This window comes from Nocardiopsis deserti, from assembly GCF_008638355.1.
Taxonomy (GTDB): domain Bacteria; phylum Actinomycetota; class Actinomycetes; order Streptosporangiales; family Streptosporangiaceae; genus Nocardiopsis; species Nocardiopsis alborubida.
Genome location: NZ_VWVS01000012.1, coordinates 1 through 18,983 on the forward strand (window position 1 = coordinate 1; position 18,983 = coordinate 18,983).

General features: G+C 73.3%; 15 protein-coding genes, 1 tRNA gene and 1 pseudogene. 12 read left to right on the forward strand and 5 right to left on the reverse strand.

Annotated elements, in window-relative coordinates; all coding sequences use genetic code 11:
• A pseudogene (locus FYW99_RS15125) lies at window positions 1-171 on the forward strand (succinate--CoA ligase subunit alpha); the annotation flags it as partial.
• 91 nt (window positions 172-262) lie between these two features.
• Here FYW99_RS15125 and FYW99_RS15130 read toward each other — a convergent pair.
• The gene (locus FYW99_RS15130; protein ID WP_150252703.1) at window positions 263-769 is read right to left on the reverse strand and encodes a DUF1707 SHOCT-like domain-containing protein; all 507 of its coding nucleotides are present in this window, start codon (window positions 767-769) and stop codon (window positions 263-265) included.
• 143 nt (window positions 770-912) lie between these two features.
• On the opposite strand from FYW99_RS15130, the gene FYW99_RS15135 reads away from it, so the two are divergent.
• Window positions 913-2,694, forward strand: a complete 1,782-nt coding sequence (locus FYW99_RS15135; protein ID WP_150252704.1) for a cell division protein PerM — start codon at window positions 913-915, stop codon at window positions 2,692-2,694.
• A 121-nt stretch (window positions 2,695-2,815) separates the two neighbouring features.
• Complete coding sequence (locus FYW99_RS15140) at window positions 2,816-3,802, forward strand: HEAT repeat domain-containing protein (RefSeq protein WP_150252705.1); 987 nt, start codon at window positions 2,816-2,818, stop codon at window positions 3,800-3,802.
• A 281-nt stretch (window positions 3,803-4,083) separates the two neighbouring features.
• Here the strand turns inward: FYW99_RS15140 and mfd are convergent, their stop codons facing one another.
• Entirely contained in the window at window positions 4,084-7,692 is a 3,609-nt protein-coding gene (gene mfd, locus FYW99_RS15145) for a transcription-repair coupling factor (protein ID WP_150252706.1), read from the reverse strand.
• Window positions 7,693-8,014: 322 nt separating this feature from the next.
• On the opposite strand from mfd, the gene cysC reads away from it, so the two are divergent.
• Window positions 8,015-9,598, forward strand: a complete 1,584-nt coding sequence (gene cysC, locus FYW99_RS15150; RefSeq protein WP_150252707.1) for an adenylyl-sulfate kinase — start codon at window positions 8,015-8,017, stop codon at window positions 9,596-9,598.
• A gap of 119 nt (window positions 9,599-9,717) precedes the next feature.
• Window positions 9,718-10,416: a nucleoside triphosphate pyrophosphohydrolase gene (locus FYW99_RS15155; RefSeq protein WP_150252968.1), complete on the forward strand. Its 699-nt coding sequence runs from the start codon at window positions 9,718-9,720 to the stop codon at window positions 10,414-10,416.
• A gap of 148 nt (window positions 10,417-10,564) precedes the next feature.
• Here FYW99_RS15155 and FYW99_RS15160 read toward each other — a convergent pair whose 3' ends face one another.
• Entirely contained in the window at window positions 10,565-11,767 is a 1,203-nt protein-coding gene (locus FYW99_RS15160) for an FAD-dependent monooxygenase (protein WP_150252708.1), read from the reverse strand.
• 151 nt (window positions 11,768-11,918) lie between these two features.
• On the opposite strand from FYW99_RS15160, the gene FYW99_RS15165 reads away from it, so the two are divergent.
• From FYW99_RS15165 to FYW99_RS15175, 3 genes are all read left to right on the forward strand, one after another.
• Window positions 11,919-12,476 carry a TetR/AcrR family transcriptional regulator gene (locus FYW99_RS15165; RefSeq protein ID WP_150252709.1) on the forward strand — a complete coding sequence of 186 codons (558 nt, stop codon included), beginning with the start codon at window positions 11,919-11,921 and terminating at the stop codon, window positions 12,474-12,476.
• Window positions 12,477-12,580: 104 nt separating this feature from the next.
• Entirely contained in the window at window positions 12,581-13,864 is a 1,284-nt protein-coding gene (eno, locus tag FYW99_RS15170) for a phosphopyruvate hydratase (RefSeq protein WP_150252710.1), read from the forward strand.
• A 141-nt stretch (window positions 13,865-14,005) separates the two neighbouring features.
• The gene (locus FYW99_RS15175; protein ID WP_150252711.1) at window positions 14,006-14,377 is read left to right on the forward strand and encodes an FtsB family cell division protein; all 372 of its coding nucleotides are present in this window, start codon (window positions 14,006-14,008) and stop codon (window positions 14,375-14,377) included.
• 15 nt (window positions 14,378-14,392) lie between these two features.
• Here the strand turns inward: FYW99_RS15175 and crcB (FYW99_RS15180) are convergent, their stop codons facing one another.
• Window positions 14,393-14,770, reverse strand: a complete 378-nt coding sequence (gene crcB, locus FYW99_RS15180; protein ID WP_150252712.1) for a fluoride efflux transporter CrcB — start codon at window positions 14,768-14,770, stop codon at window positions 14,393-14,395.
• A complete protein-coding gene (crcB, locus tag FYW99_RS15185; RefSeq protein ID WP_223839050.1) occupies window positions 14,767-15,213 on the reverse strand; it encodes a fluoride efflux transporter CrcB in 447 nt (148 codons plus the stop codon). The genes crcB (FYW99_RS15180) and crcB (FYW99_RS15185) overlap by 4 nt, the downstream gene beginning before the upstream one ends.
• A gap of 158 nt (window positions 15,214-15,371) precedes the next feature.
• Here crcB (FYW99_RS15185) and FYW99_RS15195 point away from each other — a divergent pair, with 158 nt between their 5' ends.
• The 4 genes from FYW99_RS15195 (at window position 15,372) to FYW99_RS15210 (ending at window position 18,880) form a co-directional block, all read left to right on the forward strand.
• On the forward strand, window positions 15,372-15,959 hold the full coding sequence (locus FYW99_RS15195; RefSeq protein ID WP_150252714.1) for a DUF501 domain-containing protein: 588 nt from the start codon (window positions 15,372-15,374) through the stop codon (window positions 15,957-15,959).
• Window positions 15,956-16,939, forward strand: a complete 984-nt coding sequence (locus FYW99_RS15200; RefSeq protein ID WP_150252715.1) for a Ppx/GppA phosphatase family protein — start codon at window positions 15,956-15,958, stop codon at window positions 16,937-16,939. The genes FYW99_RS15195 and FYW99_RS15200 overlap by 4 nt, the downstream gene beginning before the upstream one ends.
• A gap of 345 nt (window positions 16,940-17,284) precedes the next feature.
• A complete protein-coding gene (locus tag FYW99_RS15205) occupies window positions 17,285-18,661 on the forward strand; it encodes an NAD(P)/FAD-dependent oxidoreductase (protein ID WP_017568317.1) in 1,377 nt (458 codons plus the stop codon).
• A gap of 145 nt (window positions 18,662-18,806) precedes the next feature.
• Window positions 18,807-18,880 (forward strand) — tRNA-Leu (locus FYW99_RS15210).
• Window positions 18,881-18,983 lie beyond the last annotated feature (103 nt).

Sequence of the window (18,983 nt, forward strand, 5' to 3'; positions counted from 1 at the left end):
TACGTGGCGGGCTTCACGGCTCCGGAGGGCAAGACGATGGGTCACGCGGGCGCGATCGTCTCGGGTTCCTCGGGCACGGCCGCCGCGAAGAAGGAAGCTCTGGAGGCCGTCGGCGTCAAGGTCGGCAAGACTCCCAGCGAGACCGCTCAGCTGGCGCGCGCGCTGTTCTGACGCGTTCCGGTACCGACAACGGCTCCGCCCCGCCGCTCAGCGGTGAGGCGGAGCCGTTGTCGTGTGCGCCCCCGCGCCCGCCGACCGCAGGTCAGGCGGAGCGGTGGCGGCGCCTGGCCATGCCCACGACGACGTGGGGGACGATCATCACGGCGAGGAAGATCCCCCAGCCGACGAGGGCCTCGGCGCTTCCGTCCAGGACGGCGGGCAGGCCCCAGAACAGGAAGACGAAGCCGACCCAGGGCAGTACGCCCCACCAGGGCGCGGAGCGGTTCCCGGTGTCCGCGCAACCCGAGTTGGCGGCCGGTGCGGCCTTCCGGTCCTCACGGCGGGGTTCGGGAACCGGCGCGCGCCCGTACCCGGGCCCCCGGGCGCTTCCGTGTCCGGAACCGGGGGCGCGCGTGTCCGCCGCGGGCAGGTCGTCGAAGAGGGGGACCAGGTCCGAGGAGGTGACGGCGTGCACCGCCAGGGAGACGCGCTCCTCGTGCTCGTCGATGTCCAGGCGCCCCTCCTCGAAGGCGGTGCGCAGCCTGACCAGGGCGTCGTCGCGTTCGGCGTCGGAGAGGCGGTAGGGGCGCTGGTGCTCGGGGCCTGCCATGCGGGACCGATCCGTTCGGGCTGGGGAGGAGCCTCGTTCCCCGGGTAGGACGGCCGGGCCGCGGTTCCGGTTCCGTCCTTCCGGGCACGACACGCGCGGCCGGGATACCACGGAGCATTCCGGTCCCTGGCAGCATAAGTCGGGTGAGTACGCCAGGATCTCCCCCCGACCGCGGCCGCCCCTCCCAGCGCACGCGGTCCAGCGGTGCGGCGGAGCCCGACGCGGCCGTCGCGCCCCGACCCGTCTACGCGACCGGCGGGATCGCCGCGGCCACCGCCGCGGCGTTGGGGCTGGCCGTGATCGTCACCCTCACCATCATCGGGTGGGTGGCCGCGCCGCACGACACCTTCGGCGAGGACATCGTCGACATCCTCCAGGGTGCGGTGCTGGCCTGGCTGGTGGGCCACCACGTGTCGTTCTCGGTGCCCGACGGCCAGATCGCCCTGCTGCCGTTGGGGCTGGTGTTGTTGCCGGGGCTGCTGCTGTACCGGTCGGGACGGTGGCTGGCGCGCTCCTGCGACATCCCCCGCCTGCGGTACGTGTATCGGGCGGCGCTGGCGATCGCCGGGCCCTACGCGGCGATCGCGGGCACCCTGGCCCTGCTGGCGCGTACCGAGGCGGTCGAGCCGAGCATGCCGCGCGCGCTGGTCATGGGGTTCGTCATCGCCTTCCTGGCCGGAGGGCTGGGGGTGCTGCGCCAGCTGATGCGCGACAGGGAGGTACCCGCCCGGGACCTGCTGCGGTTGATGCCCGCCCGGTCGCGCTCCCTGCTGGTGGGGATGCTCGCCTCCACGGGAACGCTCCTGCTGGGCGGGCTGCTGTTGTTCCTGGTGGCTCTGGGGATGAGTCTGTCCGAGGTCGTCGAGACGACCCGGGTGCTCGGTCCCGGCCTGGTGGGCGGCGCGCTGCTGGTCGTCGTCCAGCTGGCTTACCTGCCCAACGCGGTGGTGTTCGCGGTCTGTTACGCGCTGGGCCCGGGGTTCGCGGTGGGGGCGGGGACCGTCGTCGCGCCGACGGGGGTTTCGGTGGGGGCCCTGCCGATGCTCCCGATGCTGGCCGCGCTGCCGTCGAACGGGGCCGCGCCGGTGGCCTCGCTGCTGGCGCTGGCGGTGCCGTTCGTGGCGGGGGCGGTGGGCGGCGCCCTCACCCAGCGCAGCGCCCCGGACGTGGTCAGCGAGGCCGCTCCGCTGTGGGGTTTCGTGTGCGGGGTGACCACGGGGCTGTTGTGCGCGGCGCTGGCCGTGATGGCCGGTGGGCCGCTCGGTGGTGAGAGGTTGAGCGAGGTCGGGCCGTCGGCGTGGCAGGTGGGCCTGGTCGCCGCCCTGGAGGTGGGCGTGGCCGCCGCCGTCGTGGCGTGGGTGGCCAACTGGTGGTACACGCGCGGGCGGCGTCCGTCGGCGCGCAGGGCTCCGCGTTCGGCGACCGAGCGTGAGCGGCGCCCCGCGAAGGACGCGGCGCCTTCCGTGAAGGACGAGACGCCCGCCACGAGGGACACGGTGCCCTCCCCCAAGGAGACAGCGCGTTCCGCCAAGGACGTGACGCGCCCCGCCGAGGAGGAACCGCGGGCCCGGCCGGAGGTGGAGCTGCCCCCGGACGTGCCGGTCGGTGAGGGCCTGGCCACGGTCACGCCGCTGCGCCGCCGTGCGGGGGAGGCACAGCCGGACCCCGACCGGGACGCTCCGCGGGACGAGGCCCCCGAGGACGAGGAGCCGGATTCGGGCAGGGCGGACCGGGCAGCCGAACGCGCGGAGCGCAAACGCGAGCGCCGGGAGCTGCGCAGGCAGCGGCGCGAGGAGCGCAGGGCAGGGCGGGCCGGAGGCGGGCGCTGGTGGCGTCGCGGGTCCGTCGAGGACGAGGAGTCCGAGGAGATGTACGGAATCACCTACGAGGCCGAGCCCGACGAGGTCGACACCCCGCAGCGGTGAGGCGGTGTGCGCGGGGCCGGAAGCGGTCCCTCAGCCGCTGCCCCGAGGGGACGCCCCTGCCGTGAGCGGCCCTAGGCTCGGTGCCCTGAGCGGGTACCGAGCCGAGGAGAGGAGCGTTCCGGTGGTCAGTGTCGAACCAGGGTTCACCGACTGGGACTCCCTGCGTTACGCGGAGGGGAAGGCGGACATCCCCGCGATCCTCGCCGACCTGGGGTCGGGGGAACCCGGCCGGGCCTCCGAAGCCCTGGATCTGCTGTCCTGGATTCTGATCGAGATCGGTCCCCTGTACCCCGAGACACCGGACATGGTTACCGCGCTGGTGGCGGCGGCCGTCGATCCGGACTCCCCTCTGCGGCGGGGTGATCTGCTCTACGCGTTGCTGTTGGCGGTCTTCGCCGAGGACGAACCGGCGCTGATGGAACGGGTGCACCTGGCACTGGGTGCCGCCGTGCCGGGACTGCTGGCCCTTCTCGCCGATCCCGACACGAGCGTGCGCGAGTCCGCCGTGCTGGCCCTGGCCTGGGCCCGCCCGGAGGATCCCGCGCCCGCGGTGGCGGCGCTACGCGAGCGGTTCGCCTCCGACGGCTCGGCCGTCGAGCGCGAGTGCGCGGCGGTGTCGCTGGCTGCGTTGGCCTGCGCGGACCGGGAGTGGATCACCGCGGCCCTCGCACCGGGGAACCCGGACACGGTCCGGGTGGCGGCCGCGTGGGCGCTGGCCCGCTCCCCGTGGCCGTGGACGCTGCAGGCCACCCGCGCGATCGCCGAAGGCGCGGAGGACGGAGACCCGTTCTTCTTCCCCGGCACCCACCGCATCGGAGGTCTCCTCGACCACGTCGCCCGCGACCTGGTTCCCACCGACAGCGGCCCCGACTCCGGTACCGGCCCCGACCCCGGGCTGGAACTGCTGCGGGACCTGCTCGCCTCTGCGCGGCCGCGTGCGGCGGTGTCCTTCGCGTACGCCCTGGGCCGTGCCCGTCCCGCCGTCCGCGCCGAAGCCGTGCGCATGGTGGCCGAGGCACTGCCCGACTCCCCCGAGGCGCGCGGGTTCCTCAGGCCGCGGGGGGATGTTGACGCCTTGCCCCGGTTCCCTGACGGCACCACGCCATGATCCGTCCCGCCCCGGTCGGTCTCCACGAAGGCTGTCCGCGGCCGGGGTGGGACCGGTCGCCGTCCCCCGTCGAAGCCCTCGCCCGCCTCCGGCCGACGGCCCGGTGGTCTCCGGGCCGCAGGACTGCAGGGCCGCAGGGCTGAGCGCGGCCGTGGGCCGCCCCGGTCTTCCAGGACGGCCCACGGCGTTGCCGGGTGCCGCGCTCCGGCCCGTGGGCCGAACACCGCGCCCGGACGCCCGGACACAGCACTCTCAGGCGGGAAACCCGTTCGCGGCAGGTCCTAGGCGTTCTCCTTGGGCGCGGTCTTCCTCTTCTGCGGTTCGAAGATGGAGTTGACCAGGTCGGTGCACCACTTGAGCAGTTCCAGGTCCCGCAGCGGCCTGCCGCCCAGTCCGCCGGACTTGGGCACCGGTACCAGCAGGGTCCGGGTCGCCTCCTTGCGGATCGACTTGGGGTGCAGGCGCCGCAGCCGCAGCTCCTGCGACTCACGCAGCTCCACCGGGGCGAAGCGGATCTGGTTGCCCTGCATCACCACGTCCGACAGGCCCGCGGACTTGGCCAGAACCCGGAAGCGGGCCACCGCCATGAGGTTGTCCACCTGCTCGGGCGGGGTGCCGTAGCGGTCGGTGAGCTCCTCGTAGGCGGCGAGGATGTCCTCCTCGCTGGTGACGCTGGCGATGCGCTTGTAGGACTGCAACCGCAGCCGCTCACCCGGCACGTAGTCGTGCGGGATGTAGGCGTTGATGGGCAGCTCGACCTTGGTCTCGATCTCCTTGACCGCGTCCGGGTCGCCCTTGAGTTCGGCCACGGCCTCGCCGACCATGCGCACGTACAGGTCGAAGCCCACGCCCGCGATGGTCCCGGACTGCTCCGCGCCCAGGATGTTGCCCGCGCCCCGGATCTCCAGGTCCTTCATGGCCACGTACATGCCCGCGCCGGTCTCGGTGTGCTGGGCCACGGTGGCCAGCCGCTCGTAGGCGGTCTCGGTCAGCGGCCTCTCCGGCGGGTAGAGGAAGTAGGCGTAGGCGCGCTCGCGCCCGCGGCCCACCCGGCCGCGCAGCTGGTGCAGCTGTGACAGGCCGTAGGTGTCGGCGCGGTCGATGATGAGGGTGTTGGCGTTGGGCACGTCCAGGCCGGACTCGACGATGGTGGTGGAGACCAGCACGTCGAAGTTCTTCTCCCAGAAGTCGACCATCACCTTCTCGAGCTGCTGCTCGTTCATCTGGCCGTGGGCGTACGCCACCCGGGCCTCGGGGACCAGGCGCTGGATGCTCGCCGCCACCTTGTCGATGGACGCCACCCGGTTGTGTACGAAGAACACCTGTCCCTCGCGCATCAGCTCGCGGCGGATGGCCGCGGTGATCTGCTTGTCCTCGTAGGGCCCCACGAAGGTGAGCACCGGGTGGCGCTCCTCGGGCGGGGTGAGGATCGTGGTCATCTCGCGGATGCCGGTCAGGCCCATCTCCAGGGTGCGCGGGATGGGGGTGGCCGACATCGCCAGCACGTCCACCTGGGTGCGCAGCCGCTTGAGCGCCTCCTTGTGCTCCACGCCGAAGCGCTGCTCCTCGTCGATGATGACCAGGCCCAGGTCCTTGAAGCGGGTCTCCGAGGACAGCAGCCGGTGCGTGCCGATGACCACGTCCACCTCGCCGGAGCGCAGCCCCTCGCGGGTGACCTCCACCTCGCCGTCGGTCTGGAACCGCGACATCGGCTTGACGGTGACCGGGAAGGAGGCGTACCGCTCGGTGAACGTGGACAGGTGCTGCTGCACCAGCAGCGTGGTGGGCACCAGCAGGGCGACCTGCTTGCCGTCCTGCACGGCCTTGAAGGCCGCGCGCACCGCCACCTCGGTCTTGCCGTAGCCGACGTCGCCGCAGATCAGCCGGTCCATCGGGACCGACCTGGACATGTCCTTCTTGACCTCGTCGATGGCGGCGAGCTGGTCGGGCGTCTCCACGTAGGGGAACGCGTCCTCCAGTTCGCGCTGCCACGGGGTGTCGGCGCCGAAGGCGTGCCCGGGGGAGGCCTGGCGCGCCGAGTACAGCCGGATGAGGTCGCCGGCGATCTCCCGGACCACCTTGCGGGCCCGGCTCTTGGCCTTGCTCCACTCGGTGCCGCCCATCTTGGACAGCGTGGGCGCCTCACCGCCCACGTACCGGGTGACCTCGCCCAGCTGCTCGGTGGGCACGAACAGGCGGTCGCCCGGCTGGCCGCGCTTGGAGGGCGCGTACTCGATGAGCAGGTACTCGCGGGTGGCTCCCTGCACCTGGCGGCTGACCATCTCCAGGTAGCGGCCCACACCGTGCTGCTCGTGCACGACGTAGTCGCCGGGCTTGAGCTGGAGCGGGTCGACGGTGCCGCGCCGCCTGCTGGGCATGCGCCGCATGTCCCGGGTGGAGGACCTCTGCCCGGCCAGGTCGGTCTCGGTGAGCACCACCGTGTGCACCGACCGCAGCAGGAAGCCGTGGTCGACCAGTCCGGTGGTGACGGTGGCGACCGCCTGTCTGGGCTGCTCGGTCAGGTCCGCGGCCAGGGAGGCGCCCAGCCCGGCGTCGCGCAGCATCGCCACCAGGCGCTCGGCGGGGCCGTGCCCCTGGGTGACCAGGACGACGCTCCAGTTGTCGTGCAGCCACCCCTTGATGTCGGCCAGCGCGCGCTCGGTGTCGCCCCGGTAGGACTCGGAGGGCACCGCGCCGACGACGACGGCGTCGTCCTCCTCGGCCGCGCCGCCCGTCTCGTCCGCGGCGAACGGGGTCAGCCCCCACCAGGGCAGACCCATCTCGGTGGCGGTGGAGCGCAGTTCGGAGATGGACATGTAGGCGGATCCGCCCAGGTCGATGGGCGCCTCTCCGCCGGAGGCGGCGTTGATCCACGACGCGTCCAGGAACTCGGCGCTGGTGGCCTCCAGCTCCACCGCGCGGGTGCGGATGCGCTCGGGGTCGCAGCCCACCACCATCGCCCCCTCGGGCAGGTGGGCCAGGAACGGCTCCATGCGCTCGGCGAGCACCGGCGCGAAGGCCTCCATGCCCTCCACCGCGACGCCGTCGGCGATCTTGTGCAGGATCTCGGCGAGGGAGGGGTGCTCCTCGGCCAGCGCCCGCGCGCGCCCGCGCACGGTGTCGGTGAGCAGCAGCTCGCGGCACGGCGGCGCGAACAGCCCGGAGGAGGCGCTGGTGCGCGGGTCCCCGCCGCCCTCGGAGGACTCGATGGAGCGCTGGTCGGCGACCTGGAAGTAGCGGATGTCCTCGACGGTGTCGCCCCAGAACTCCAGCCGCAGCGGGTGCTCCTCGGTGGGCGGGAACACGTCCAGGATGCCGCCGCGCACCGCCATGTCGCCGCGCTTCTCGACCAGGTCCACACGGGCGTAGCCGGTGTTGGCCAGGGCCTGGACGACCTCCTCCAGGGACGCCTCGTCGCCGGGGCGGATGCGCACCGGCTCCAGGTCGCCCAGCCCGGACACCAGCGGTTGCAGGACGCTGCGCACGGGGGCCACGACCACGCGCAGCGGGGTGGTCAGCGGGTCGGAGGGGTCGGGGTGGGCCAGACGGCGCAGGACGGCCAGCCGCTGGCCGACGGTGTCCGAGCGCGGGGAGAGCCGCTCGTGCGGCAGCGTCTCCCACGCGGGGAAGAGGGCCACCGAGTCCTCGGGCAGCAGGCAGCCCAGGGCGTCGGCCAGGTCGGAGGCCTCGCGCTCGGTGGCGGTGACGGCGAGCACGGGCCGCTGCGCGCCCACGGGGGCGTCGGCGGCCAGCGCCCCCACCATGAAGGGGCGCAGCGCCGCCGGGGCGACGAGGTCGAGATGGGGATCGCGGCCGCCTCGGGCGGCCTCGATCGCGCTGTGCAGTGCCGGGTCCCTGGAGACGTCGGCGAGAAGTCCAATGAGGCTCATAGCACCAGAAAGTGGAAGTGGTCCGGATCAGGCGGTGGCGGTCGCGGCCTGCACGGGAAGAAGGCGGCTGCGTGAGTGGACGCCCGGCACCCTTCAGACTATCGAGTCCGGCGGTCCGGCGCGGGCGGGGTGTGGACAACCGGCGACACGGAGCTGCCCCGTGCCGCCCGCGTCCCCGGCCTGGTGGCGCGGGCGGCGGCGCACCGGGTAGAACCGTCTCCGAACTGCTTCTATTCCGTCTGACACGGTGTGAGGGCGGGTCGTCCCGTGCCCGCGGCATACGCTGGGTGCGTTTGTCGGACCGCCCGAGGAGAGGAAGCGCGTGGTGAGTGCCAACAGGCGTGGGAGTGCGCCGCAGGGCGGTGTGGGGAGCCCGGACGCCCCCGTCTTCGCCCCAGGTCCGGACGGGCTCGCCCACCTGGAGCTGATCCTCAACGGCGCCTACCCGCTGCCCGGTTTCATGACGCGGGACGAGGCGGGGTCGGTGGAGCGGGACGGCCGCCTGCCCGACGGGCGTCCCTGGCCGGTTCCGGTCACGCTGGAGGTGCCCGAGGAGCTGTCCGGAGCCGACCACCTGACCCTCTCCGACCCGGAGGGGGCGCCGCTGGCCGGGCTCGACGTCACCGAGCACTGGCGGGACGCCGGGGGCCGCCACCTCCTGGCCGGCTCCGTGACCCTGCTGCGCCCGCCCACCTACGGCGTGCTGCGCGAGCTGCGCCCCTCGCCCGCGGAGGTGCGGGCCCAGCGTGAACTGGAGCCCGCCGAGCGCCCCCTGCTGGCCGTGGTCACCGACCGTCCGCTGCACCACCGCGCCCTGCACCAGGTCAGGGCCGAGGCCGACGCGCTGGGCCTGGTCCACGGCGAGGGCGGCCGCGCCGACGTGCTGGTGATCGTCGACACCGGCCTGGAGGACGTGGGCATGGCCACGGCGGTGCTGGCCGCCGGGCCCCTGCTGCCCGCGCGCACCTCCTTCGTGGTGTGCACGCTGCCCAGGAGCGCCGACCGCTCCCGGGGCCTGTTCGGCGGGCCGTGGGGGGCGCGCGAGGTGGGTCTGGCCGCGCACGTGGCCGCGTCCTACGGCGCCACCCACATGCTGGCGGTGACCGGCGGGGACGGCCCCGACGTCGAGCGGGTGATGGCCCTGCGGCCGCCCCTGACCGTGCTGGACCCCGAACCGTGGCGCTACCACTCCTCCGACGGGCTGTGGCTGCCCGTGACCCGGATCGACCCGGCGTCCGCGCGGGCCGAGCTGACCGACGAGCAGGTGGAGGCCGAGCTGGCGCACGGGCGCGAGCTGCCCTCGTGGTTCACCCCGGCCCGGGTGGGCGCGGAGCTGGCGCGGCTGCGCCCGGCCCGCACCGCGAGGGGGCTGGCCGTGCTGTTCACCGGCCTGTCGGGCTCGGGCAAGTCCACGATCGCCCGGGGGGTGTGCGACGGCATCCGCAGGTCGGGCCGCCCGGTGACCCTGCTGGACGGCGACGTGGTGCGGCGCATGCTCTCCAGCGGGCTGACCTTCTCCCGCGAGGACCGGGAGCTCAACATCCGCCGGATCGGCTACGTGGCCTCGGAGATCACCCGGCACGGCGGTGTCACGGTGTGCGCGCCCATCGCCCCCTACGCCAAGGGCCGGGCGGAGGTGCGCGCGATGGTGGAGGAGTTCGGCGACTTCTTCCTGGTGCACGTGGCGACCCCGCTGGAGGTGTGCGAGGCCCGCGACCGCAAGGGCCTGTACGCCAAGGCGCGGGCGGGGGAGATCCCCGAGTTCACCGGGATCTCCGACCCCTACGAGGAGCCGGACGACGCCGACCTGGTGGTGGACACCGAGGACGTGGACCCGGCCGAGTCCGTGGCCCGGGTGATGTCGGCCCTGCGCGCGGGCGGCTGGCTGCCCGAGCACGACGGCTGAACGGCGGCGCGAACAGTGGAGGAAGAGCGTTGAACGACCCCCGAGACCCCCAGGACGCGCGGAGCGGGAGGGGCGGCGCCCCGCCGGCCGGGCACCGGGTGCTGCGCCTGGTCGAGGTGATGGACACCCTGCGCCGGGAGTGCCCGTGGGACCGCGACCAGACCCACGGGACGCTGGCCAAGTACCTCATCCAGGAGGCCTACGAGGCCCTGGAGACGATCGAGGAGGGTGACTTCGCGCTGCTGCGCGAGGAGCTGGGCGACGTGCTGCTCCAGGTGGTCTTCCACGCGGCGGTCGCCGCAGAGCGGCCCGAGGGGGACCCGGCGCGGTTCACGGTGGACGACGTCGCCGACGCCATCATCGACAAGATGACCCGCCGCCACCCGCACGTGTTCGGCGGGGTCGAGGTGTCGGGCGCCGACGAGGTGGGGTCCAACTGGGAGGCCATCAAGGCCGCCGAGCGGGCGGAGAAGGCCCGGGCGGCGGGCGGCGACGGGCGCAACTCGGTCCTGGACGGGGTCCCGTTCGCCCAGCCGGCGGTGCTGCTGGCCGACGAGCTGCAGAGGAGGGCGGTGCGCAACGGCTTCCCCGCCGACCTGGTCGGCGACGACGGGGCCGAGGGCGGGGAGCTGTTCGCGGCGGTGGCGGCCGAGCGCGGACGGGGCCGTGACGCCGAGACCGACCTGAGGGCGGCGGCCCGCCGGTTCGACGCCCGTGTGCGCGCCGCCGAGGACGCCGCCCGCGCGGACGGCAGGGAGCCCCGCGAGCTGTCCGGACAGGAGTGGCGGACCTACTGGGACAAGGCGGGCGAGGCCTGACGGGCTGGCCGCGGGTGTCGCGGATGTGATGCGTGGGGCCTGGCCTGCGATGATCTTGTACTTGTAGCCGATGTCGGCGCCCGAACCTCGCTATAAGTACAAGACCACGGCGAAGGGGGCGGGTGGATCCGCCGGGCGTCGGTCCGCGTCAGGCCCCGGCGGGTGCGGGGGCGTCCAGCTCCAGGGCCTCCGACGCTCGTGACAGCCGGTTGTCGAAGCTTCCGAGGGAGGACAGCAGCGGGGCCAGCCGGAGCAGGAGGCCACGTGCCAGCAGCGCCGGCCGGGTGCGCGGGAGCAGGAACGCCTGGCCCCGGTCGGCGATGTCCTGGTTGGCCGCCACGAACGGCCTCATCCGGGCCTCGTAGGCGGCCAGCGCCGCGCCGTGGCCGTCGTTGCGGGCGAGTTCCTGGGCCAGGACGTAGGCGCCGACCATGGCCAGGCTGCTGCCCTGCCCCGACATGGGGGAGGGGCAGTACCCGGCGTCCCCGAGCAGGGTCACGCGCCCGGCCGACCAGCGGTCCATGCGGATCTGGGCCACGGAGTCGAAGTAGAAGTCCGGGGCCCGCTCCATCGCGTCCAGGACGCGGTCGGCCTCCCACCCGTGCCCGGCGAAGGCCCGGCGCAGGAACTCCCTCTGCTCCTCGGGCGGCCTGCGGTCGACGCCGCTCTCCTCGGGCACGGACAGCGCCAGCATGGCCTTGGCCCCCTCCGCGCGGGGCGTGTGGTACATGGCCACGAGCCGCCCCGGGGTGTTGAACAGCACGGCCTCGCGGTCCAGCCCCGGGTGGTTGGGCACGGTGAAGATGCTGATGTAGCTGCCCAGGAAGCGGCGGTGCGGAACCTCCGGGCCGAACGCGAGCCGCCGGGTCGTGGAGTGCAGGCCGTCCGCCCCCACGACGAGGTCGAACACGCGCGGCCCGCTCCGCTCGAAGGTCACGCGGACCCCGTCCCCCTCCTGCTCGAACGCGGTGACGGAGTCCCCGTACAGGTACTCGGTGTGCGCGGTGGTCGGTGCGTGGACCAGGCGGACCAGGTCGCCGCGCAGCAGCTCCGCGGAGCGGTCGTCGGCGGTGAGCGCGCTCGCCTCGAAGCCGCCCCTGCGCCTGCCGCGGGCGTCCACGGTCGTGGCCGTGGACATCTCGGTGGCCGAGGTCCGGATGCCGTCGAGCACCCCCATGCGCTCGGCGACGTCGAGGGCCGTGCCGCGCACGTCGATGGCGTAGCCGCCCGTGCGGGGCGCGGGGGCGCGTTCGACGACGGTGGCCTCGATGCCGTGGTGGTGGAGCCAGTGGGCGAGGGTCGGCCCGGCGATGCCCGCGCCGGAGATCAGGACGCTGCGTACGGCGGTCATGGCGTTCTCGTTCCTTCGGGTGCCGTTGTCCCCACGCTAGAACGCTACTTACCGTGCGTCAAGTAACTTACCTATCGGCAAGTAAACTACCGGCCGGAAGGTCGCCGTTAGACTCGTCCGATCAGGTGGCGAGGGAACGGAAGTGACACGGGTGCCCAGAGCGCGGAACGACACCAAGGCGGAGATCCGGGCGGTGGCCCTGGAGCTGTTCGCCCGCAAGGGCTTCGAGAAGACCAGCCTGCGCGAGATCGCCGAGCGCCTGAGCATCACCAAGGCCGCGCTGTACTACCACTTCCCCTCCAAGAACGACCTGCTCACATCGCTGGTCAGCCCCCTGGGTGAGGACATGGAGGCGCTCTTCGCCAGGTACGGGGGCCACGGCGGGGCCGACGACCCGCGCGCGCTGCTGGGCGACTACTTCGACGTCTGCGTGCGCCACAGCGCCCTGCTGCTCGCCGTCCTCAACGACCTGGGCGCACTGGCCGACATCGGCCTGGTCGAGTCCGTCATCTCCTGGCGCCGACGCCTGGACACCCTGCTCGTGGGGCCCGAGGGCGGCGTGCCCGCCCGGATGGGCGCCGTGATCGCCCTCGGCGGCATCCAGGACCTCTCGGTCATGTTCTCCGCGGAGGAGGCCGCCGACCACCGCGAACGCGCCATCGACATCGCCATGGCCGCCCTGGAGTCGGGCATGTCCGACATGGACTAGACCAATTCCGCCGGGTGCGCGCTCCCTCCCCGGTGCGGGGTCGCTAGTCTCGTGTCGGGTCCTGAACCAGTGGTCCGAGAAACCCCAAGAGACGGAGAGAGACCTTGGCGTCCATCGAGGCAGTACAGGCGCGGGAGATCCTTGACTCCCGGGGCAACCCGACAGTCGAGGTCGAGGTTCTGCTCGACGACGGAACCATCGCGCGCGCGGGCGTCCCCAGCGGCGCCTCCACCGGCCAGTTCGAGGCGGTCGAGCTGCGTGACGGCGGCGACCGCTACGGCGGCAAGGGTGTGACCAAGGCCGTCACGGCCGTCAACGACGAGATCGCCGACGAGCTGCTCGGCCACGCCCCCGACGAACAGCGCATCATCGACCGCGCTCTCATCGACCTGGACGGCACCCCGGACAAGTCCCGGATCGGCGCCAACGCCATCCTGGGCGCCTCCCTGGCCGTGGCCAGGGCCGCCGCGGCCGAGGCCGGGCTGCCCCTGTTCCGCTACATCGGCGGCCCCAACGCACACGTGCTGCCGGTGCCGATGATGAACATCCTCAACGGCGGCGCGCACGCCGACAGCAACGTCGACATCCAGGAGTTCATGGTCGCGCCGATCGGCGCCCCGACCTTCTCCGAGGCCGTCCGCTGGGGCGCCGAGGTCTACCACGCCCTCAAGGCGGTCCTCAAGGCCCACGGCCTGGCCACCGGCGTGGGCGACGAGGGCGGCTTCGCCCCCAACCTGGACAGCAACCGCGCCGCCCTCGACCTGATCGTGGAGGCCATCGAGAAGGCGGGCTACACCCCGGGCACCGACATCGCGCTCGCCCTGGACGTGGCCGCCAGCGAGTTCTTCAGCGACGGCGTGTACACCTTCGAGGGCAAGGCCCGCTCCTCGGAGGAGATGGCCGCCTACTACGCCGAGCTGGTGGAGGCCTACCCGCTCGTCTCGATCGAGGACCCCCTCGACGAGGAGGACTGGGAGGGCTGGAAGAAGCTCACCGCCCAGCTGGGGGACAAGGTCCAGCTCGTGGGCGACGACCTGTTCGTCACCAACCCCGAGCGGCTCCAGCGCGGCATCCTGGCCGACACCGCCAACTCGCTGCTGGTGAAGGTCAACCAGATCGGCACCCTCACCGAGACGCTGGACGCGGTCTCCCTCGCCCAGCGCAGCGGTTACACGGCCATGATCAGCCACCGCTCCGGCGAGACCGAGGACACCACCATCGCCGACATCGCGGTGGCCACCAACGCCGGGCAGATCAAGACCGGCGCCCCGGCGCGCAGTGAGCGGGTCGCCAAGTACAACCAGCTGCTGCGCATCGAGGAGGAACTCGACGACGCCGCCGTGTACGCGGGCGTGTCGGCCTTCCCGCGCTTCGCCGCGCGCGGCTAGTCTGCCCCAGTGTCCCGCGAATCCGAGCAGCAGCGTCCAAAGGCCAAGAAGGCGACCAAAGCCGACAGGCCCGAGCGCCGTACCGCCCGGAAGACGGGACCCTCCGGCACGGGCACGGGCCGCACCCACCGGGTGCGGCCCATGCTCACCAGCCGGGCGGCCATCCTCGCGCTCGTGATGTGCGTGATCGCGCTCAGCCTGGCCTACCCGCTGCGCGAGTACGTCGCCCAGCGCGCCCAGCTCGCCGAACTCCGGGAGGAGCGCGCGCGCATGGAGCAGAGCGTGCGGGACCTGCGCCAGCGCGAGGAGGAGATGACCCAGGACTCCTACGTGGAGCGCGAGGCCCGCGTCCGGCTGCACTACCAGTACCCCGGCGAGACCGCCTACATCGTCATCCCGCCCGACTCCGAGGACGAGGACGAGGACGACACCGGTCCCAGCGAGCCCTGGTTCACCACCCTGTGGCGCTCGGTGGAGGAGGCCGACGACCCGCCGTCCGGCGACGGGCTCTGAGCCCTCCGGGCGCCCTCAGAACAGGGCGCCCGCGGCCCACGCCCCCGCCGCCAGCGCGACCAGCGCGCAGCACCCGGTCAGGGCCGCGTAGCCGCCGGCGGCCAGAGCGCGGCCCTCCCGGACGAGGGAGAGGACCTCGTGGGAGAACGTCGAGTACGTGGTCAGCGCGCCGCAGAGCCCGACGGAGAGCAGGGCCCACAGCCGCGGGGAGACGGCCGCCGCCCCGGCGGCGCCGACCAGCAGGCCCAGCAGCAGGGTGCCCGCGACGTTCACGGTGAACGTGCCCCAGGGCAGCCCCGCGCCGACCGCGCGGGAGACGGCCCGGTCCACCAGGTAGCGCAGGGCCGCCCCCGCGCCGCCGCCCAGGCCGACGAGCCACACCTCCCAGTTCACGAGCGCCTCCCACGCCCCAGGGCGCGGACCGCGCGCCCCGTGGCCCACGCGCCCAGAGCGGTTCCGGCCACCGCCCCGACCAGCGTGAGCGCCGTGTAGGCCGCGGCCTCGGCGACCCGCCCGGACGCCGCCAGCGTCCCCGTGTCCAGGACGTGGGCCGAGTAGGTGGTGAACCCGCCCAGGAAACCGGTGCCGAGCAGCTGCCTGACCCACGGCGGTGCGGGCCGGGGACCGGTGACGGCCGGGACCAGGACGCCGATGAGCACCGAACCCGCGAGGTTGACGGCCAGGGTGGCCAGCGGCAGCCCGCCGTCGGGGGTCGGCCAGGCCTGTGCCACCAGGTGGCGGGCCACCGCCCCCGCGGCCCCGCCGCAGGCGGCGATCCCGGCCATGGCGGCCACGTCCCGCGCACGGAGGGGGACGGGCCCGGACGGGTTGCTCACGTCGACGTCTCCCTTCGGCGGCTCCGGCGCGCGGGAACCGGTGCGGTGGTGTGCGCTGACGGCCCGCGCCCGCGTGTTTGCGGCGAGGGCCCGCGCGCAGGCCGCCGGTGGACCGCCCGCGCCCGCGGGTGCGCGTGCGGCCCTATGCTGGGTGCGCCATGACTTCCGCAGATCAGCCCGCGCCCGGGCACGCCGCCGGGCGCAACGCCCCGGTCGCCGAGCGCGACACCGCCGCCGTCGAACTCCAACTGGGCCGCCCGCCGCGCGGCGTACGCGCGATCGCGCACCGCTGCCCCTGCGGCCTGCCCGACGTGGTGCGCACCGCGCCCCGGCTGGAGAGCGGTGAGCCCTTTCCGACCCTGTACTACCTGACGTGCCCGCGCGCCGCCTCGGCCATCGGCCGGATGGAGAACGAGGGCCGCATGCGGCGCATGCAGGAGCGTCTGGGCGAGGACCCCGAACTCCGGGCCGCCTACACCAGGGCGCACGAATCCTACCTGGCCGAGCGCGCCGAGCAGGCGCGGCTGGACGGCGTCGAGCCGTTGCCCGAGGGCATGCAGAGCACCGGTGGCATGCCCACCCGGGTCAAGTGCCTGCACGCGTTGGTCGCCCACGAGCTGGCCGAGCCGGGGACCAACCCCTTCGGCGCCGAGGCGCTGGAGGAACTGCCGCACTGGTGGGACAGGGGCCCGTGCGTGTGTGTCGACGAGGACGCCCCCGAGGGCGACGAAGGGAACGGCTCATGAACGGTGTCGCGGCCATCGACTGCGGAACCAACTCCGTCCGACTGCTGATCGCCGACGTCGTCCACGTGGGCGACGACGAGGTGCAGGTGGTCGACGTCGACCGGCGCATGGAGATCGTGCGCCTGGGCGAGGGCGTGGACGAGACCGGGGCGTTCGCGCCCCAGGCTCTGGAGCGCACCTTCGAGGCGCTGCGCGGGTACGCCGAGGCCATCGAGGCGCACGGCATCGCCCTGGGCCCGGACGCGGTGCGCATGGTCGCCACCAGCGCGACCCGGGACGCGAGCAACCGCCAGGTCTTCGTCGACGGCGTGCGCGACATCCTCGGTGTGGAGCCCGAGGTGGTCACCGGCCTGGACGAGGCCGAGCTGTCCTTCGTGGGTGCCACCGCCGAGCTGGAGGCCGAGGGCCCGGGCGAGGACCTGGCCCCGCCGTTCCTGGTCGTGGACATCGGCGGCGGCTCCACCGAGTTCGTCCTGGGCGGCTCCCTGTCCGGGGACGACGGCGGCGAGCTGGTCCGCGCGTCGCTGTCGGTGGACGTCGGCTGCGTGCGCATGACCGAGCGCCACCTGCGCGGCGACCCTCCCACGGCGGAGGAGGTCGCGGCGGCGACCGCCGACATCGAGGCCGCGCTGGACGAGGTCGAGCGGGTGGTCCCGCTGCGCGAGGCCGCCTCGGTCGTGTGTGTCGCGGGCACCGCGACCACGGTCGCCGGTATCGCCCTGGACCTGCCCGAGTACGACCCCGAGCGCATCCACCACACCCGCGTGGGCGTCGCCGACCTGGAGCGCATCACCGGGGAGCTGCTCAAGGCCACCTCACGGGAGCGGTCGCTGATCGGCGTCATGCACCCGGGCCGGGTGGACGTCATCGGTGCGGGCGCGCTCGTGCTGTCCCGGGTGCTCGCCCGCACGGGAGCCGACTCCTTCACGGCCAGCGAGCACGACATCCTCGACGGCGTGGCCTGGAGCCTGGTCGTCTGACACCGCCTCCGGGGGGCGTCCCGCAGGGCGCCTCCCGAAGCGCGCGCAAGGGTGTCCCGGGTGAGACGTGTCACCCCCCAGGGGCCTTGTGAATGCTTTCACAACCACTTTGACCTGCGAAAACGTCGGTAAGGTGCGGTGGGAAGTGGTCGGAAGGTGGGGCGGTGTGAACCTTCTCTGTCGGCGGGGGCTTGTGAAAGAATGCACAAGCGGAGGGACGAAGTACCTCGCTCCGCCCCGGGCGGCACCCCGCCGCGACCACGGCGCGGGCGACCGAAGACCGTGACAACCTCGCGGCCCCTGGGAAGGGGCACCACACAGAAGAACCGTTAGGGCGGAAATGCGATGACCGAGAGCAGGAACTACCGGCTGGTACACGGCGGAGGGGACGACGCGGAGATCCCGCACATCCTCATCGTCGGCGGCGGTTACCTCGGGATGTACACCGCGAGGCGGCTGGAGAAGAAGCTCGGAGCGGGCGAGGCGCGGATCACCGTCATCGACCCGAACTCCTACATGACCTACCAGCCCTTCCTGCCCGAGACCGCGTCCGGCAGCATCTCGCCCCGACACGTGGTCGTCCCGCTGCGCAAGGTCTTCAAGCGGGTCCGCGTCCTGGGCGGCAGGGTCGTGCGCATCGACCACGCCGACCGCACGGTCCGCTACGAGCCCAACGTCGGCGAGGCCGAGACCCTCGCCTACGACTACCTCGTCATGGCCGCCGGAGCGGTCTCGCGCACCCTGCCCATCCCCGGCCTGGCCGAGTGGGGCATCGGGATCAAGACGGTCGAGGAGGCCGCCTTCCTGCGCAACCACGTCCTGGACCAGCTCTCCATCGCCGACTCCACCGACGACGAGGCCATCCGGCGCAAGGCGTTGAACTTCGTCTTCGTCGGCGGCGGCTTCGCCGGGGCCGAGGCCATCGCCGAGCTGGAGGACATGGTCCGCGATGCCGTGCGCCACCACCCCTCGATCGGCCTGGAGGACGTGCAGTTCTACCTCATCGAGGCGGCTGACAAGATCCTTCCCGAGGTCGGCCCCGAGGTCGGCGGCAAGGCGCTCAACCAGCTGCGCCGACGCGGCATCGACGTCCGGCTCAAGACCTTCCTGGAGTCGGCGGTCGACCAGCACATCAAGCTGAGCGACGGCACCGAGTTCGACTCGGGCACGCTGGTGTGGACCGCGGGCGTCAAGCCCAGCCCGGTCGTGGCCGCCAGCGACCTGCCGCTCGGACCCAAGGGCCACCTGGACACCAGCGAGTACCTGGCCGTCAACGGCGTGGAGAACGCCTTCGCGGGCGGCGACAACGCGCAGGTGCCCGACGGCAACGGCGGCTACTACCCGCCCAACGCCCAGAACGCGGTCCGTCAGGCCCCGGTCCTGGCCGACAACGTGATCGCCGCCCTGCGCGGCACCGAGCCCAAGGCCTACCGCCACAAGAACCTGGGCGCGGTCGCCGGGCTCGGCGTCCACAAGGGCGCCGCCCAGCTGTTCGGCAAGATCAAGCTCAACGGCCGCCTGGCCTGGTACGCGCACCGGTCCTACCACCTGTTCGCGGTCCCGACCTTCAACCGCAAGATGCGCGTGCTCTCGGACTGGACGCTCGCCCTCTTCCTGCGCCGCGACTACGCCGCGCTCCCGGAGATGGCCGAGCCCCGCCAGGCCTTCGAGGAGGCCAGCCATCCGCAGATCGAGGACGGCCGCCTCCGCCGGGTCAGCTGACCGGACGGGACGCGCCCGCGGGCGCGCCCTCCGCGACAGGCGCGCGAGACGACCGGCTTCCCGGAGGGGAGCCGGTCGTTTCCTGTCCCAATGCGGCCAAGCCAAGTCAAAGTGGGCAATCAGCCCGCCCGGTATGATGGGCCACGCCCTCGTAGCCCAATGGAAGAGGCAGGCCCCCTAAAAGGGTCACAAGTGTCGGTTCGAGTCCGACCGGGGGTACCCACGGCACCAGCCCCGACGACGCCTGCTCACCGAGCGGGCGTCGCGTGTTTTCCGAGGCGGACGCCGCCCCGTGCGCCCCTCGGGCACCGGCGGCAGGCCC

What these genes read in the sequence shown, in the direction of transcription:
- FYW99_RS15200 (WP_150252715.1), top strand. Translation starts at nt 15,956, where the DNA reads ATGAACGGTGTCGCGGCCATCGACTGCGGAACCAACTCCGTCCGACTG.
- FYW99_RS15155 (WP_150252968.1), top strand. Translation starts at nt 9,718, where the DNA reads ATGGACACCCTGCGCCGGGAGTGCCCGTGGGACCGCGACCAGACCCAC.
- FYW99_RS15175 (WP_150252711.1), top strand. Translation starts at nt 14,006, where the DNA reads ATGCTCACCAGCCGGGCGGCCATCCTCGCGCTCGTGATGTGCGTGATC.
- mfd (WP_150252706.1), bottom strand. Translation starts at nt 7,692, where the DNA reads ATGAGCCTCATTGGACTTCTCGCCGACGTCTCCAGGGACCCGGCACTG.
- FYW99_RS15160 (WP_150252708.1), bottom strand. Translation starts at nt 11,767, where the DNA reads ATGACCGCCGTACGCAGCGTCCTGATCTCCGGCGCGGGCATCGCCGGG.
- FYW99_RS15195 (WP_150252714.1), top strand. Translation starts at nt 15,372, where the DNA reads ATGACTTCCGCAGATCAGCCCGCGCCCGGGCACGCCGCCGGGCGCAAC.
- FYW99_RS15130 (WP_150252703.1), bottom strand. Translation starts at nt 769, where the DNA reads ATGGCAGGCCCCGAGCACCAGCGCCCCTACCGCCTCTCCGACGCCGAA.
- FYW99_RS15205 (WP_017568317.1), top strand. Translation starts at nt 17,285, where the DNA reads ATGACCGAGAGCAGGAACTACCGGCTGGTACACGGCGGAGGGGACGAC.